Consider the following 1,904-nt stretch of genomic DNA (forward strand, 5'->3'; position numbering starts at 1 on the left):
AATAAAAACCGGAGACCGTAATCTCTAGAAAGGAGGTGTTCCAGCCGCACCTTCCGGTACGGCTACCTTGTTACGACTTAGCCCCAGTTACCAGTTTTACCCTAGGCAGCTCCTTGCGGTCACCGACTTCAGGTACCCCCAGCTTCCATGGCTTGACGGGCGGTGTGTACAAGGCCCGGGAACGTATTCACCGGATCATGGCTGATATCCGATTACTAGCGATTCCAGCTTCATGGAGTCGGGTTGCAGACTCCAATCCGAACTGTGACCGGCTTTATAGATTCGCTCCTGGTCACCCAGTGGCTGCTCTCTGTACCGGCCATTGTAGCACGTGTGTAGCCCAGGACGTAAGGGCCGTGATGATTTGACGTCATCCCCACCTTCCTCGCGGTTTGCACCGGCAGTCTTGTTAGAGTTCCCGACCTGACTCGCTGGCAACTAACAACAGGGGTTGCGCTCGTTATAGGACTTAACCTGACACCTCACGGCACGAGCTGACGACAACCATGCAGCACCTTGTAAAGTGTCCGAAGAAAATTCTGTTTCCAAAACTGTCACTCTACATTTAAGCCCTGGTAAGGTTCCTCGCGTATCATCGAATTAAACCACATGCTCCACCGCTTGTGCGGGCCCCCGTCAATTCCTTTGAGTTTCAAACTTGCGTTCGTACTCCCCAGGTGGGATACTTATCACTTTCGCTTAGCCACTCAGACCGAAATCCGAACAGCTAGTATCCATCGTTTACGGCGTGGACTACCAGGGTATCTAATCCTGTTCGCTCCCCACGCTTTCGTCCATCAGCGTCAATCATTTGTTAGTAACCTGCCTTCGCAATCGGTATTCCATGTAATATCTAAGCATTTCACCGCTACACTACATATTCTAGTTACTTCACAAACATTCAAGCATTACAGTATCAATGGCAGTGCGACAGTTGAGCTGCCGGATTTCACCACTGACTTATAATGCCGCCTACGGACCCTTTAAACCCAATGATTCCGGATAACGCTTGGATCCTCCGTATTACCGCGGCTGCTGGCACGGAGTTAGCCGATCCTTATTCTTACGGTACCGTCAAGCCTCTTCACGAAGAGGTGTTTCTTCCCGTACAAAAGCAGTTTACACACCATAGATGCGTCATCCTGCACGCGGCATGGCTGGTTCAGGCTCTCGCCCATTGACCAATATTCCTCACTGCTGCCTCCCGTAGGAGTCTGGTCCGTGTCTCAGTACCAGTGTGGGGGATCTCCCTCTCAGGACCCCTACCCATCATAGCCTTGGTATGCCGTTACCATACCAACTAGCTAATGGGACGCATGCTCATCTTGTACCGTTGGAACTTTAATAATAATGTGATGCCACATCAAAATACCATGGGGTATTAATCCAAATTTCTCTGGGCTATCCCCCTGTACAAGGCAGATTGCATACGCGTTACGCACCCGTGCGCCGGTCTCAGAGCCCGAAAGCTCCTACCCCTCGACTTGCATGTGTTAGGCCTGCCGCTAGCGTTCATCCTGAGCCAGGATCAAACTCTTCATCGTATATTTTTAATATTGTATACGGTATTCTCTCCAGGTCTCTTACCCGATAAAATATCAAGTACGCTTACTCTCTCTTATATGCTGTCAATCCAATATGTCTATGAACGTGTCTTCTCTTTATTTTCGCTTAAGAACTTTCGTTCTCAAAGCGGCTGCAAAAGTACAACTCTTTTTTAATCTCGCAAGGGTTTTTTTTAAAAAATATTTTTTTTTATTTTTAACCCGGTAAAAGAATGTTTCCTGCAACCCCTGCTCCGTAAAACAGGACGGCAAAGATACTACTCTTTTCCTTTACAAAGCAAGCTTTTTGAAAAGTATTTTTTTTTAATACCCTTACTCAAAACTAACCCCGTAATCCCT

At 48.0% G+C, this 1,904-nt stretch carries 1 rRNA gene; it reads right to left on the bottom strand.

Features of this window, described 5'->3' with window-relative positions:
- Nucleotides 1–28: 28 nt before the first annotated feature.
- Nucleotides 29–1,544, bottom strand: a 16S ribosomal RNA gene (locus ABS766_RS16635).
- Nucleotides 1,545–1,904: the final 360 nt, after the last annotated feature.

Source organism: Flavobacterium rhizosphaerae (assembly GCF_046000445.1).
Taxonomy (GTDB): domain Bacteria; phylum Bacteroidota; class Bacteroidia; order Flavobacteriales; family Flavobacteriaceae; genus Flavobacterium; species Flavobacterium rhizosphaerae.